Origin of the sequence: Phyllobacterium sp. (genome assembly GCF_037994405.1) — a bacterium.
Taxonomy (GTDB): Bacteria; Pseudomonadota; Alphaproteobacteria; order Rhizobiales; family Rhizobiaceae; genus Phyllobacterium.
The window spans coordinates 1-13,311 of record NZ_JBBNAN010000478.1 but is presented as its reverse complement, the minus strand read 5'-3'; the positions used below and the strand labels follow the sequence as shown (position 1 = coordinate 13,311).

Here is a 13,311-nt window from a genome sequence, read left to right as displayed (position 1 = left end):
CTGCGGGAAGGCTGGTGAAGCGAAAAGTGCAAACGCGACTGCAAAACACGCAATGGTGCGATGGAAATACAAGCTCTTCCCTCCTTCAATACGAGCCGGAAGCCACAAAGAGTGTATTGCGTTTTGCTGGGGAGAGGGAACTCAACAGATATTGATCCGCTGCTAGCCCAATCACCGAAGACAATCGAAACGCTGATACTGAAAGCAACAAAAAAGCTACTCACCTCTTGATATCGCAATTGTAAGAATGATATCATAGATATCACGAAAATGAGGATGCAATCATTATGCCCGCAGTTACAGTGAGAAATCTTTCCGACGAAACACATCGAGCCCTCAAGGTTCGCGCTGCACAGCATGGCCGTAGCACTGAAGCTGAGATCCGCGAAATCCTGGAGGAAACGGTACGCCCAAAACAGCGCGTTAAACTTGGCTCAGAATTAGCCGCTTTTGCCCGCCGCTTTGGAGGAATTGATCTTGCGATCGATCGTGATCAAGCTCCAACAGAACCGGCCGAATTCGAATGATAGTGCTGGACACGAACGTTGTTTTGGAGCCGATGAAACCAAACGGGAACCCTTCTGTCATGGCTTGGCTGGATAGCCAATCGGCAGAAACATTGTATCTAACGGCCACCAGTCTCTCCGAATTGCTGGTAGGTGTTGGAATTTTACCTGAAGGAAGACGCAAAGCTGGCCTTGGTGTTGCCTTAGCCGAATTGGTAACCCAGCTGTTTGGCGACCGTATCCTTTTATTCGATCAGGAGGCCGCAATGGCATACGCTTCTCTGATCAGCCGCGCCCGAGCATCTGGTCGTCACATCGCTGTTGCGGATGGACAGATTGCTGCAATAGCAGCTGTACGTGGGTTCGCAGTAGCGACGCGTGACACGGCACCATTCGAAGCTGCTGGCGTGCCGATCATCAATCCCTTCGAGCGATTTGAAATCGGAAAGGAAATTAGCTGATGGTGACGAGGCGAGGGGATCGTGCCGAAGCTGCCTAGAATTGACCCGCTATTGGCTAGCGTGCGCTTCGTTGAAGTAATCACGTGAAAGCTTTCGCGTGCCAGGCTCAATCAGCGGTGCCACCGGCGGCCCGCAAGCCTGTTTCGAACTCGCGCCGCAGACCGCTCGCTGTGGCGCTATCGAAAGGGCGCGCATCGTCAGCGGCCTTCGCCACATCCGAACCGGCCTGGTTTTGCTCTGCCGACGACAATAATCTTGTGAAAAATCCGATACTAGGGCACAATTTGTGAACACATCTGAAGTGCGGCGCTATCTCTGGTCGTCTCGCGCCGAGTGACAGTTCGCGTCGGAGGTCGGCGTCGATGGATCAGGGGTTCTTTCTTCTGTTCGCTACGGTGTCCGTGATCACGGCCGTGATGGTAGTCCTGGCGCCGAATCCGGTTCACAGCGCATTGGCGCTGATGGCGTGTTTCCTGCAGATCTCGGCAATCTTCGTCTTGCTTGAAGCGCCGTTGCTCGCGGTTATCCAGATCTTCGTCTATGTCGGCGCGATCATGGTCCTGTTCCTATTCGTGATCATGATGATTGATGTGCGTGAAGCGGTGTTGCAGCGGTTCTTGCCCGGCAGGAACCTGCCGGCTCTGGTGCTGCTCGTCCTGCTTGGGGTCGAGATGCTTGTGCTGGTGCGCTGGAGCGACCGGTTTTCGGTCATGGAGGCCGCAGCAACGCCCACCGGCGGCGACGTCAGGCTGCTCAGCATAACGCTTTTCGCCCACTATCTCCTGCCGTTTGAAGCCGCCTCTGTCATATTGCTGGCGGCCCTGGTCGGCGCCATCGTGCTGGCGCGAAAGGAGCCGGGATAATGGTGCCGCTCTGGTGGTATATCGTGCTCGGGGTGGTTCTGTTCGTGATCGGAGCAGCGGGCGTGCTGCTCCGGCGCAATATCTTGGTCGTGCTGATGTCGCTGGAGCTGCTGCTCAATTCGGTCAACATCAATTTCATCGTTTTCGGCCACACCTACGACGACTTCCGCGGGCAGATCTTCGCCATCTTCGTCATAGCAATCACCGCGGCGGAGGTAGCCGTCGCCCTTGGCATCCTGGTCGCCCTTGTGAGGAACAAGTCCACCCTCAAGGTCGACGACGTGACCATGATGAAAGGATAGCGGCTTGGACCAGGTGACATCGATCCGGCCGCTGCTTGCCGTCGCCGTCGCAGGTCTGGCGGCCCTTGCAGTTCTCCTTCTCAACAACCATCAGAAACTGCGCGATGTCGTTTCGCCGTTGGCCGCAACCGTCATGTTCGCAATTGTCGCCTCTATGGCGCCCACGGTGCTGGCAGGCGGTACGGTCAATTTGCGCCTGTTCGAGATTCTGCCGGGGATTGACTTCGCTTTCCGGGTTGATGCGCTCGGCATGGTATTTGCTAGCGTCTCGTCGCTGTTGTGGATCGTGGCGGCGATCTATTCCATCGGCTACATGCGGCACTTGAACGAACATGCGCAGACCCGTTTCTTCGCCTGTTTCGCCACCAGCCTCGCGGCGGCCGTCGGGGGCGCCTTCGCCGCCAATCTGTTTACGCTGGTGATCTTCTACGAGGTGCTCAGCCTCGTTACTTATCCGCTTGTCTATCACCACGAGGACGAAGAGGGATGGAGGGGCAGCCGCAAGTACCTCGTCTATTTGATGGGCGCGTCGAAAAGCGTGCTGCTCGCCGCGCTGGCGCTGACCTACCACATTGCGGGATCGCTCGACTTTGTAGCGGGGGGGTTGCTGGCGGGGGTCGATGCCTCGGCGCCACTGCTGACGGTCGTGTATTTCTGCTATCTCTTCGGCTTCGCCAAGGCCGCGGTGATGCCGATGCATGCCTGGCTGCCTGCCGCAATGGTGGCGCCGACGCCGGTCAGCGCGCTCTTGCATGCGGTTGCGGTGGTCAAGATGGGCGTGTTCTGCGTGCTGCGGGTGGTGTTTCACATCTTTGGCACAGGACTGGTGGAGGGGCTGGGGCTCGGCATTGCCACGGCCTATCTGGTCTCGTTTACGATCCTGATGGCCTCCGTCTACGCCCTGACGCGGGACGACCTGAAGGCGAGGCTCGCTTATTCCACGGTCAGCCAGCTCTCCTACATCGTGCTGGGCGCGGTTTTGCTGTCTCCGGTCGCGATGGTCGGCGGGATATTCCACATTGCAGCTCATGCATTCTCCAAGATCACACTCTTTTTCTGCGCCGGGTCGATCTATTGCGCGTCTGGCAAGCGGAACATCAGCGACATGGCCGGTATTGGCCGCAGGCTGCCCTGGACAATGGGGGCGTTCTTTGTCGGCTCGCTCAGCATGATCGGGGTGCCGCCGACCGGGGGCTTCGTTAGCAAGTGGTATCTGGCGCTGGGCTCTGTGCAGGCGGGGGAGATTGCGTTCCTGATCGTGCTCTTGGTGAGCTCCATCCTCAACGCCGCCTATTTCCTGCCCGTCAGCTATGTCGCTTTTTTCGGGACGGAGGTGCAGGAAAGCCCGGCCACGGTCCGTGAAATTCCGATGCTGACGATCCCGCTGGTCGCAACCGCCATCCTGTCGGTGTCGACGGGCATCTTCCCCGACTATTTCCTCGCCCTGGCGCAAGGAGTTGTCAGATGATCAAACGCATCGTCGATTTCTTTGGTGACGAAAAATACGTGAATCAGCGGCGCCGGCTGTTCTATCTGGTGCTCGTTGTTGTCGTGGTCGCCGACTTTCTGGTCCACCGCGAACACGCCCAATACCTGTGGGACCGCCTGCCTGGCTGGTCCGCCGCCTACGGCTTCGGTTCCTGCGTGCTGCTGATTTTCGTTTCCAAGTTCCTCGGCCATCAGGGTGGGCTCATGCGGCGCGAGGACTATTATGACTGATTTCGTCCATCCCGCCCTGCTGTTCATTCTCGGCGCCCCGCTGATCCCCTTGCTCAAGGGGACAATTCGCAAGGCTTATGTGCTACTGATCCCGCTATTGGCGATCCTCGCCGTGCTGACGATGCAGCCTGGCAGCTACGGCGCGGCGCAGTTCATCGGGCAGGAAATCCTGATTGCGAAAGTCGACAAGCTGAGTATCGTCTTTGCCACCGTTTTCACCATCATGGCGTTGATCGGAATGGTCTACGCGTTGCACCTGACACGCGCCGGCCAGCATGTGGCGGCTTTCGTCTACGTCGGCAGCGCGCTCGGCGTGGTATTCGCCGGCGACTACCTGACCCTGTTCCTGTTCTGGGAAGGTATGGCGTTCGCCTCAGCCTATCTGGTCTTCGCGCAGCGCGGCGAACAGGCAATCCGCGCTGGATTCCGGTATCTCATGGTCCATATCACCGGCGGCGTCGTCCTGCTCGGCGGTATCATGCTCCACGCGGTCGCCACCGGATCGCTGCTCTTCGGGCCGATCGAGGGGGAAATGGGCGTTGCCGCCTACCTGATCCTTGCCGGGTTCATCCTCAACGCCGCGGTGCCGCCCCTCAACGCCTGGCTGACCGACGCTTACCCAGAGGCGACCGTCACCGGGGCGGTGTTCATGAGCGCCTTCACAACCAAGACCGCCGTCTATGTCCTGGCCCGGGCGTTTCCTGGAACCGAGCTTTTGGTTTGGCTCGGTACTGTGATGGCGCTTTACGGCGTCATCTACGCGGTGCTGGAAAATGACTGCCGGCGGCTATTGGCCTATCACATCGTCAGCCAGGTGGGCTACATGGTGGTGGGCATCGGCATCGGGACCGAGATGGCGGTGAACGGAGCCACCAGCCATGCCTTCGCGCATATCCTCTACAAGGGGCTCCTGTTCATGGGAGCGGGGGCGGTGATCCACGTCACCGGGCGGCGCAAGCTCACCGAGCTCGGCGGGCTCTACAGGACCATGCCAGTGACCGTGGCGCTCTACATGGTCGGCGCCTTCGCCATCTCGGCATTTCCGTTCTTTTCGGGCTTCGTCACCAAGTCGATGGTGGTGGCCGCCGCCGAGCAGGATCACCGCGCGCTGGTGGTGCTTGCACTGACCATGGCGTCGTCGGGGACGTTCCTGCACACTGGGCTTAAGCTTCCGTACTATATGTTCTTCGGCGTGGACCGGGGGCTGGAGGCGAGGGAGCCGCCCCGCAACATGCTGGTTGCGATGGCCATGGCGGCGGTGCTGTGCATCGCGATCGGGGTGTTCCCCCAGCCGCTTTACGCGCTTCTGCCCCATCCGGTCGACTTTGAACCTTACACCGGCGTCCATGTTACCGAGAGCCTCGGCGTGCTGATGTTCACCGCCTTGGGTTTCGTCGTATTCCTCAGGGCACTTGACCCCGAGAACACGATCAGCATCGACACCGACTGGTTCTACCGCAAGGGCGCGCGGTACTTCATGTGGCTCGCCGAAAAACCGCTTGCGCGCTACGAGAAGGCGGTGAGCGATGTGTCCGAGACCGTGGCGCTGCCCTTCCTGCACGGAACGGCACGGGCCGGATTGCAGATCGATCTCAACGGCGTCGACGCCGCTGTGAACGGCGTCGCCCGCTCGATCCTGCGCGGCGGCGGGGCGCTGCGCCGGCTCCAGACCGGCGTGGTGACCCATTACGCGCTGGCTATGATCGTTGGTGTGATCGCAGCCACCCTCGTCTTCGCCGTGGCGTGGCGGTAGCGGTGCGATGCAGCTCCCGCTACTTAGCCTCATCGTGTTCACGCCCGCCGCCGGTGCAGCGGTTGTGATGTTTTTGCGCAATGACAATGCGGTGCGCTGGACGGCGCTGGCTTTCACCGTCCTCGACTTCACACTTTGCATCGCCATGCTGACCGGCTTTGACACCACCACCTACGAGATGCAGTTCACTGAGACGCATCCGTGGGTGCCCGCGCTCGGGATCACCTATGCGCTTGGTGTCGATGGAATCAGCGCGCTCTTCGTGTTCCTGACCGCATTGTTGGGCTGGATCTGTGTGCTTGCCTCGTGGGTCGCGATCGATCGCAAGGTGAAGGAGTTCATGGTCAGCCTGCTGGTTATGCAGGCGCTGATGCTGGGGGTGTTCTGCGCACTCGACCTGTTCCTGTTCTACGTCTTTTGGGAGGCGATGCTGATCCCGATGTACCTGATAATCGGCGTCTGGGGCGGCGACGGCAGAGTCTATGCGGCGTTCAAGTTCTTCCTCTTCACGCTGGCGGGCAGCCTGGTGTTCCTGATCGGTGTCATTGTGCTCTATTTCCACGGCGGCCAGACCTTCGATATCCCCGCCCTGACGGCGCAGCACTTGCCATTTCCGGTCCAATCCTGGCTGTTCTTCGCCTTCCTGATCGCCTTCGCGGTCAAGGTGCCGATGGTCCCGCTCCATACCTGGCTGCCGGACGCCCATGTCCAGGCGCCGACGGCCGGCAGCATCATCCTCGCCGGCGTGCTCCTGAAGATGGGCGCCTACGGCTTCCTGCGGTTCTCGCTGCCGATGCTGCCGGAGGCATCGGTGCACTATTCGACGCTGATGCAGGCGCTTTCGGCGCTTGCGATCGTCTATGGCGGGTTGCTTGCTCTGGCGCAGGACGATCTGAAGAAGCTGGTGGCCTATTCCAGCATCAGCCACATGGGTCTCGTGACGCTGGGGATTTTCACGCTGAACCTCCGTGGGCTCGAGGGTGGTATCCTACAAATGTTCAATCATGGCGTAACGACAGGCGCGTTGTTCCTGTTCGTTGGCCTTATCTATGAGCGGACCCATACCCGCAGCATCGCGGATTATGGCGGGCTGATGAAGGTGGCGCCGGTCTATACGGCGTTTCTTGCGCTGTTCGCTCTGTCGTCAATGGCGCTGCCGGGAACGAATTCGTTCGTGGGCGAGTTGCTGGTGCTGTCGGGCGCGTTCGCAGCCAGCCTGGCTATCGGCTCCGTCGCCGTGATGGGGGCCTTGCTGGGCGCGGCCTATCTGCTTGGCATGTACGGGAAAGTCGCACTTGGTCCGGCCAGCGTCGGCTTGCGGTTCAAGATCCGCGATGTGGACGCCCGCGAGATGGCGGCGATCCTGCCGCTAGCCATCTTCGTTCTTTGGGTCGGGCTCTATCCGAAGCCCTTTCTTGCAATCATCGATGCTTCGGTGAAGCATCTACTGGCGCAGGTGCACGATAAGGGGGGCGCCCGATGACCGCCGCCGCTCTTTTCCAGTCGATCCTAGCGAGCCTGCCGGAAATTGTGGTGGTCGCTGGGGCCTGCATCCTGCTGATCCTGGGTCAGTTTGTGCGCAAGGGCCAGGAACATTTCCTTGTCTGGGCTTCCGTCGCGATCGTGCTGATGGCCGCCTTTGGGACACTCATGCTGTCGGGCGAGGTGCGGCCGGCCTACTCGGGCATGTTCATCGCCGACCGCTTCGCTGTCTTCTTTAAGGTCGTGTTCTACCTGGCCACAGTTCTGACATTCCTCCTTTCCCAAAAATATGCCGAGATCGAAGGGATCGGCAGCAGTGAATACTATGTACTGCTGCTCTTTGCGCTGTCGGGAATGATGACCATGGCCTCGGCGACCGACTTGCTGTCGATCTATGTAGGCCTCGAACTGATGGCACTCTGCACCTATGTGCTGACCGGCTTCCTGCGGCAGCAGCCGCGGTCGAACGAAGCGGCGCTGAAATACGTGATCCTTGGCGGGGTCTCGACCGGGATTTTCCTTTACGGTGTTTCGCTGATCTACGGCCTCACCGGCACAACGCAGCTGGATGGGATGGCTGCGGCGGTGACCGGTGATCCGCTCGATCCTGGAATGCTCCTGGCTGTGGTCTTTATCGTCGCGGGGCTGGTCTTTAAGGTCGGCGCAGTGCCATTTCACATGTGGGTGCCGGACGTCTATGAAGGCGCGCCGACGACGATCACCGCTTTCATGTCGGTGGGGCCCAAGGCTGCGGGGTTCGCGGTGATCCTGCGGGTGTTCCTCAACCCACTGGTCGCAGCCTCGGACGCCTGGATCATCGTCGCGGTCATTGCGGTGGTGACGATGGCGCTCGGCAGTTTCGTGGCACTGGTGCAGGACAATTTCAAGCGCCTCTTGGCCTATTCCAGCATCACCCATGCCGGGTTCGCCATGTTCGGCGTGGTGGCCGGCGGTGCGGACGGGGTCGCCAGCGTGATGCTCTATTTGCTGATCTATACGTTCATGAACCTCGGTATCTTCGGCACCGTCATCATGATGCGCAACGGCGATTTCTCGGGCGAGGTTATCGAAGACTACGCGGGTTTTGCCAAGCCGCATCCCGGGCTGGCGCTTCTGATGCTGCTTTATCTGTTCTCGCTGGCCGGCATTCCGCCGACGGCCGGGTTCTTTGCCAAGTTCTACGTCCTGGTCGCGCTCGTCGAGCGAGGTTTTGTCGTGCTGGCGGTGATCGCAGTGCTGCTGAGCGCCGTCGCCGCCTACTTTTACATCCGCATCGTCATGGTGATCTACATGCGCGAGCCGCAAAGGGCGTTCGACCCGGCGCTGACGCCCTTCGTCCGCGCCACGCTTGCCTTAACCGCCGCCGGCACCATCGGCATCGGCCTATTTCCTGCGTGGTTTCTGAGGCTTGCCCAATATTCGTTGTTTGGCGGCTGATTGATTGGATTTGCAATGATCCACCCGACGGAATACACTCAGACGTTGAAGAAAGGAATGCCCAAGTCGCTTCCCCGGGGCGACCGCATTACCGGTCCCGAATGGGGTCGGTCGCGGGCGAGCAAAGCCCTCGGCGGGTGGCCAGGGCAATGCGATATGGCTGCAATGGAATTCCTGCCGGTTCTTTTCATGGTCGCCGGAATTGTTCTGGTAGCGGGAATGACGCTTTTTGTCTCCTCGCTACTGCGTCCGTCCAATCCCTATCCCGCGAAGAACATGCCCTATGAATGCGGCATGGACCCGGCGGGCGAGGCCGCCGGAGGTCGCTTCAAGGTGCAGTTCTTCATCCTCGCCATCCTGTTGGTGGTCTTCGATGTCGAGACGATATTCCTCTTTCCCTGGGCCGTCGTCCTGAAAGACATCGGGCTGGTTGGTTATGTCGAGATGTTCGTCTTCATCATGCTGCTTCTTGTGGGCTTCGCCTACGCCTGGCTGAAGGGAGCGCTGGAATGGGAGGCGTAAACAATGCAATCCGCGACAGCGTGCTGTTTACCACGGCCGACAGCGTTATCAACTGGAGCCGAAGGTCGGCGCTGTGGCCCGAGACCTTCGGTATTGCCTGCTGCGCCATCGAGATGATCGCGGCGGGCTGTGCGCGCTACGATCTCGACCGGTTCGGCGTGGTGTTCCGGCCTTCGCCGCGCCAGTCCGACGTGATGATTATCGCCGGCACCGTGACGCGGAAATTTGCTCCCGTCGTGCGCCGGCTCTATGACCAGATGCCGGAGCCGCGCTGGGTTATCGCGATGGGCACCTGCGCTATCTCGGGCGGGGTCTACAATACCTACGCCGTGGTGCAGGGGGCGGAGACCTTCGTGCCGGTGGACGTGCATGTGCCCGGCTGCCCGCCGCGGCCCGAGGCGCTGATGCATGGCTTCCTCCTGCTTCAGGAAAAGATCAAAAAATCCCGAGCGCTAGCCGGGACTCCCTTGGACCGGGTCGCGTTGCCATGAGCGTGGAAACGCCCCTCAACCGCGCCCCGATCACAGAGCATTTCGGTGAGGCAATCGACGATCTTGGCTTCGCGCATGGTGTTCATGCCTTCGCCGCGCCGCCTGAAATGATCGTCGAGCTTTGCCGGTTTTTGAAGGAACACCCGGCGCTGCGGTTCAATTTCCTGTCAGACATCTGCGGGGTCGATCATTACCCTCACGTGCCGCGCTTCGAGGCAGTGTACCACCTCTATTCGCTGCCGAACAAATGGCGTGTCCGCATCAAGTGCCGCCTCGGCGATCCACCGCGGGTTGCGTCGGTGACGGGGGTCTGGCGGACCGCCAACTGGCATGAGCGCGAAGCCTGGGACATGTACGGGATAAGGTTCGACGGCCACCCCGACTTGCGCCGGATCTATATGTGGGAAGGCTTCGAGGGCTTCCCGCAGCGCAAGGACTTTCCGCTCCGGGGCTACAAGGACAAGTTGAACCCGTTTGGTGCCGAAGGCACGCCGCCGACGCAGCCCGACCTTGCTACCAAGAACATTCCATAAGGGAGACCGCCCCGCACCGGGAACTTGAAATGACCGAAGTCACAGAACTGAGCAGACCGGAAGGCGAAGTGCCCCACACCAAGGAGGTGCTTCTCAATCTTGGCCCGCAGCATCCCAGCACGCATGGGGTGCTGCGGCTCGTCCTTGAACTGGAGGGCGAATATGTCGCGCGCGTGGACCCGCATATCGGCTACCTCCACCGCGGCACAGAAAAACTGGCCGAGAGCTTCACCTACACCCAGATTTTTCCGCTGACCGATCGGCTCGACTACCTCTGCCCGCCGTCCAATAACCTGGCCTTCGCGCTGGCGGTGGAGAAGCTGCTGGGCATCAAAGCGCCGATCCGCGCGCAATATATCCGCGTGCTGATGGCCGAACTGGCGCGGATCTCCGGTCATCTCCTGATCACTGGCGCGCTGCCGCTCGATCTAGGCGCAATGACAGCCTTGCTTTACGCCATGCGCGAGCGCGAAATGATCATGGACCTGTTTGAGATGATCAGCGGCGCGCGGATGCACACCTCCTTTTGCCGGGTCGGCGGTGTGCGCGAGGACCTGCCCGACGGTTTTTTCCCCAAGATCAGGGAGTTTTGCGACATCTTCCCGAATCGGATCCACGACTATGAACGGCTGGTCGAGAACAACCGGGTGTTTTTGAAGCGCACGCAGGGTATCGGCGTGATCTCCGCCGAGGACGGTATCGATCTTGGCCTGAGCGGCCCGAACCTGCGGGCCTCGGGCGTCGACTGGGACATTCGCCGCGACGAGCCCTATGAGATCTACGACCGGCTCAACTTCAACGTCATCACCCGCGACGAGGGCGATTGCTACGCGCGCTGGCAATGCCGGGTCGAGGAGATGCGCGAGAGTGTCCGCATCATCGAACAATGCCTTAAGCAGATGCCCGAGGGGCCGTTCCAGATCGACATGCCGACGGTCGCTTTTCCGGTGGACAAGGACAAGGTGCATTGCTCAATGGAGGCGCTGATCCAGCACTTCGACCTGTCGGCGTATGGCTTCAAAGTACCGAAGGGCGAGGTCTATTCGGCGATCGAGGCGCCAAAGGGCGAGCTCGGGTTTTACATCATCAGCGACGGCTCGGAAAAGCCGTTCCGCATGAAGGTGCGGGCACCGTCGTTCGTCAACCTTCAGGCACTGTTCGGGGCAAGCAATGCCCACTACCTGGCTGACATGATCGCCGTGTTGGGTAGCCTCGACCCGGTGATGGCCGAGGTGGATAAGTAGCAGGGGAATTGTACGCGATGAACATGCGCGAAAAAATTGAAGCGGCAGCAGCGCGGTATCCGGACCAGCGCTCGGCGATCATGCCCGCGCTTTTGATCGCACAAAAGGAACATGGCCATCTGCCCGGCCCGGTGTTGGAAGAGGTCGCCGACATCCTCGATGTCGAGCGGATCTGGGTTTACGAGCTGGCGACTTTCTACACCCTCTTCCATACCGAGCCGGTGGGGATGTTCCACCTGCAACTTTGCGACAATGTATCCTGCATGCTGTGCGGATCCGAGGACGTGTTGAGGCATTTAGAGGAGGTGCTGGGGATCAAGAAGGACGGTACGACCCCGGACGGGCTGTTCACGCTATCGACCGTCGAATGCCTCGGCGCTTGCGAGATGGCCCCGGTGATGCAGGTCGGCGACGACTATCATGGCGACCTCGACATTTCGCGGATCGACGCGCTGTTGGACAGGCTGCGGGCGGTGGTGGGGCAAGCGACTGGCGCCGATCTTGCCGCCGCAGCACCGCCAGGAGAATAGCGCCATGTTCGAACCGGTCCTTCTTAGGAACGTGGACGTGCCGGATGGCCATCTGCTGGCGACCTACACCGCTGGCGGCGGCTACCAGGCATTGGCGAAGGCGCTTCGCGAGCACACGCCTGACGAGATCATCGACCTCGTTAAGGAATCCAACCTGCGCGGCCGCGGCGGGGCCGGATTCCCAACCGGGATGAAATGGAGCTTCGTGCCGAAGCAGGCCGGCAAGCCGAAATACCTGTGCTGCAACGCTGATGAGGGCGAGCCTGGCACATTCAAGGACCGGATCATCATGGAGCGTGACCCGCACCAGCTGATCGAGGGCCTGGCGATCAGTGGCTACGCGATCGGGGCTGAAACCGCCTATGTCTACATCCGCGGGGAATACGCGCTGGCGATCCGGCGACTGGAGCAGGCAATCGCTGAGGCCCATGCGAAGGGTTATCTGGGAACGCGGATTCTGGGCTCGGATTTCAGCTTCGTCGTGCACATCCATTGCGGGGCCGGCGCCTATATCTGCGGCGAGGAGACCGCGATGCTCGACTCGCTCGAAGGCAAGCGAGCGCAGCCGCGCCTGAAACCACCGTTTCCGGCGGTCGAAGGGCTCTACGCCAGCCCGACCGTGATCAACAACGTCGAGACGTTGGCCTGCGTTCCGCATATCGTGGCGCGCGGCCCAGGCTGGTTCCGCGGCATCGGCCCGGACAAGAGCCCCGGCCCGAAGCTCTATTGCCTCAGCGGGCAGGTGCGCAAACCGGGCCTTTACGAGCTGCCGATGGGTATACCGCTGCGCGAACTGGTCGAGGACCGCGCCGGCGGGCCGCTACCGGGGCGCAAGATCAAGGCCGTGATCCCCGGCGGGGTCTCGGCGCCTCTGATCCCGGCATGCGGGCTGGACGTTGGGATGGACTTCGACTCGCTGGCCGCCGCCGGTTCGATGCTCGGCTCGGCCGGTGTAATCGTGATCGACGACTCGACCTGTATCGTCAAGGTCGCCACCCGGATCATCGAGTTCTTCCACCATGAGTCCTGTGGCAAGTGCACACCGTGCCGCGAAGGGCTAAATTGGGTTGTAAAAGTGCTGCGCCGGGTCGAGGCGGGGCAGGGCGCGCCGGGCGATCTGGAACAGCTGGAGGCGCTCTGCAAGGGCATTTTCGGCAACACGTTCTGCGCTCTGGGCGACGGCGCGGCCATGGGGCTGCGGGCAGCACTGACGCATTTCGAGCATGAATTCGTCGCCCATATCGAGGAGCGCAGGTGCCCATTTCACTGAGGAGCGCAGGAAGAAGGCCGCAAGAAAGTCATGGTTAGCGTCACGATCAATGAACAAACGCTGGAAGTGGAGGCGGGCTCGACGGTGCTGCAGGTGGCCGAGCGTTTGGGCATCGACATCCCGACCTTTTGCTATCTGAAGCGGCTGCCGGCGCTGGCCTCATGCCGCATGTGCCTGGTGGAGATCGAGGGGCAGCGG

The 13,311-nt window shown here is 60.8% G+C and carries 16 protein-coding genes; all 16 read left to right on the top strand.

Annotation, left to right across the window (positions count from 1 at the left end; translation table 11 throughout):
- Window positions 1-287 precede the first annotated feature (287 nt).
- Complete coding sequence (locus AAAC48_RS26655) at window positions 288-527, top strand: hypothetical protein (protein ID WP_340657088.1); 240 nt, start codon at window positions 288-290, stop codon at window positions 525-527.
- Complete coding sequence (locus AAAC48_RS26650; protein WP_340657087.1) at window positions 524-967, top strand: type II toxin-antitoxin system VapC family toxin; 444 nt, start codon at window positions 524-526, stop codon at window positions 965-967. Before AAAC48_RS26655 ends, AAAC48_RS26650 begins: the two co-directional genes overlap by 4 nt.
- Before the next feature lie 362 nt (window positions 968-1,329).
- Window positions 1,330-1,830, top strand: a complete 501-nt coding sequence (locus tag AAAC48_RS26645; protein WP_340657086.1) for an NADH-quinone oxidoreductase subunit J — start codon at window positions 1,330-1,332, stop codon at window positions 1,828-1,830.
- The gene (nuoK, locus tag AAAC48_RS26640; RefSeq protein WP_340657085.1) at window positions 1,830-2,132 is read left to right on the top strand and encodes an NADH-quinone oxidoreductase subunit NuoK; all 303 of its coding nucleotides are present in this window, start codon (window positions 1,830-1,832) and stop codon (window positions 2,130-2,132) included. The genes AAAC48_RS26645 and nuoK overlap by 1 nt, the downstream gene beginning before the upstream one ends.
- A gap of 4 nt (window positions 2,133-2,136) precedes the next feature.
- On the top strand, window positions 2,137-3,600 hold the full coding sequence (locus AAAC48_RS26635) for a monovalent cation/H+ antiporter subunit D family protein (RefSeq protein ID WP_340657084.1): 1,464 nt from the start codon (window positions 2,137-2,139) through the stop codon (window positions 3,598-3,600).
- Complete coding sequence (locus tag AAAC48_RS26630; protein ID WP_340657083.1) at window positions 3,597-3,851, top strand: hypothetical protein; 255 nt, start codon at window positions 3,597-3,599, stop codon at window positions 3,849-3,851. The genes AAAC48_RS26635 and AAAC48_RS26630 overlap by 4 nt, the downstream gene beginning before the upstream one ends.
- Entirely contained in the window at window positions 3,844-5,604 is a 1,761-nt protein-coding gene (locus AAAC48_RS26625; RefSeq protein ID WP_340657082.1) for a Na(+)/H(+) antiporter subunit D, read from the top strand. The genes AAAC48_RS26630 and AAAC48_RS26625 overlap by 8 nt, the downstream gene beginning before the upstream one ends.
- A gap of 7 nt (window positions 5,605-5,611) precedes the next feature.
- Window positions 5,612-7,087: an NADH-quinone oxidoreductase subunit M gene (locus tag AAAC48_RS26620; RefSeq protein ID WP_340657081.1), complete on the top strand. Its 1,476-nt coding sequence runs from the start codon at window positions 5,612-5,614 to the stop codon at window positions 7,085-7,087.
- Window positions 7,084-8,523 carry an NADH-quinone oxidoreductase subunit N gene (locus tag AAAC48_RS26615; RefSeq protein WP_340657080.1) on the top strand — a complete coding sequence of 480 codons (1,440 nt, stop codon included), beginning with the start codon at window positions 7,084-7,086 and terminating at the stop codon, window positions 8,521-8,523. Before AAAC48_RS26620 ends, AAAC48_RS26615 begins: the two co-directional genes overlap by 4 nt.
- Before the next feature lie 156 nt (window positions 8,524-8,679).
- Entirely contained in the window at window positions 8,680-9,045 is a 366-nt protein-coding gene (locus tag AAAC48_RS26610) for an NADH-quinone oxidoreductase subunit A (protein WP_340657090.1), read from the top strand.
- Window positions 9,033-9,536, top strand: coding sequence for an NADH-quinone oxidoreductase subunit B family protein (locus AAAC48_RS26605; protein ID WP_340657079.1), 504 nt, complete (start codon window positions 9,033-9,035; stop codon window positions 9,534-9,536). Before AAAC48_RS26610 ends, AAAC48_RS26605 begins: the two co-directional genes overlap by 13 nt.
- Window positions 9,533-10,069, top strand: coding sequence for an NADH-quinone oxidoreductase subunit C (locus AAAC48_RS26600; protein ID WP_340657078.1), 537 nt, complete (start codon window positions 9,533-9,535; stop codon window positions 10,067-10,069). Before AAAC48_RS26605 ends, AAAC48_RS26600 begins: the two co-directional genes overlap by 4 nt.
- Before the next feature lie 29 nt (window positions 10,070-10,098).
- Window positions 10,099-11,313 carry an NADH dehydrogenase (quinone) subunit D gene (gene nuoD, locus AAAC48_RS26595; RefSeq protein WP_340657077.1) on the top strand — a complete coding sequence of 405 codons (1,215 nt, stop codon included), beginning with the start codon at window positions 10,099-10,101 and terminating at the stop codon, window positions 11,311-11,313.
- A gap of 17 nt (window positions 11,314-11,330) precedes the next feature.
- Window positions 11,331-11,843, top strand: coding sequence for an NADH-quinone oxidoreductase subunit NuoE (gene nuoE, locus AAAC48_RS26590; protein ID WP_340657076.1), 513 nt, complete (start codon window positions 11,331-11,333; stop codon window positions 11,841-11,843).
- 4 nt (window positions 11,844-11,847) lie between these two features.
- Complete coding sequence (gene nuoF / locus AAAC48_RS26585; protein ID WP_340657075.1) at window positions 11,848-13,113, top strand: NADH-quinone oxidoreductase subunit NuoF; 1,266 nt, start codon at window positions 11,848-11,850, stop codon at window positions 13,111-13,113.
- Between the two features lie 30 nt (window positions 13,114-13,143).
- The coding region (locus tag AAAC48_RS26580; protein WP_340657089.1) for a 2Fe-2S iron-sulfur cluster-binding protein at window positions 13,144-13,311 on the top strand (168 nt) is incomplete at its 3' end.

Excerpts from the sequence above, each read along its gene's own strand:
- AAAC48_RS26655 (WP_340657088.1), top strand. The coding sequence starts at position 288 with ATGCCCGCAGTTACAGTGAGAAATCTTTCCGACGAAACACATCGAGCC.
- AAAC48_RS26650 (WP_340657087.1), top strand. The coding sequence starts at position 524 with ATGATAGTGCTGGACACGAACGTTGTTTTGGAGCCGATGAAACCAAAC.
- AAAC48_RS26645 (WP_340657086.1), top strand. The coding sequence starts at position 1,330 with ATGGATCAGGGGTTCTTTCTTCTGTTCGCTACGGTGTCCGTGATCACG.
- nuoK (WP_340657085.1), top strand. The coding sequence starts at position 1,830 with ATGGTGCCGCTCTGGTGGTATATCGTGCTCGGGGTGGTTCTGTTCGTG.
- AAAC48_RS26630 (WP_340657083.1), top strand. The coding sequence starts at position 3,597 with ATGATCAAACGCATCGTCGATTTCTTTGGTGACGAAAAATACGTGAAT.
- AAAC48_RS26625 (WP_340657082.1), top strand. The coding sequence starts at position 3,844 with ATGACTGATTTCGTCCATCCCGCCCTGCTGTTCATTCTCGGCGCCCCG.
- AAAC48_RS26620 (WP_340657081.1), top strand. The coding sequence starts at position 5,612 with ATGCAGCTCCCGCTACTTAGCCTCATCGTGTTCACGCCCGCCGCCGGT.
- AAAC48_RS26615 (WP_340657080.1), top strand. The coding sequence starts at position 7,084 with ATGACCGCCGCCGCTCTTTTCCAGTCGATCCTAGCGAGCCTGCCGGAA.
- AAAC48_RS26610 (WP_340657090.1), top strand. The coding sequence starts at position 8,680 with ATGGCTGCAATGGAATTCCTGCCGGTTCTTTTCATGGTCGCCGGAATT.
- AAAC48_RS26605 (WP_340657079.1), top strand. The coding sequence starts at position 9,033 with ATGGGAGGCGTAAACAATGCAATCCGCGACAGCGTGCTGTTTACCACG.
- AAAC48_RS26600 (WP_340657078.1), top strand. The coding sequence starts at position 9,533 with ATGAGCGTGGAAACGCCCCTCAACCGCGCCCCGATCACAGAGCATTTC.
- nuoD (WP_340657077.1), top strand. The coding sequence starts at position 10,099 with ATGACCGAAGTCACAGAACTGAGCAGACCGGAAGGCGAAGTGCCCCAC.
- nuoE (WP_340657076.1), top strand. The coding sequence starts at position 11,331 with ATGAACATGCGCGAAAAAATTGAAGCGGCAGCAGCGCGGTATCCGGAC.
- nuoF (WP_340657075.1), top strand. The coding sequence starts at position 11,848 with ATGTTCGAACCGGTCCTTCTTAGGAACGTGGACGTGCCGGATGGCCAT.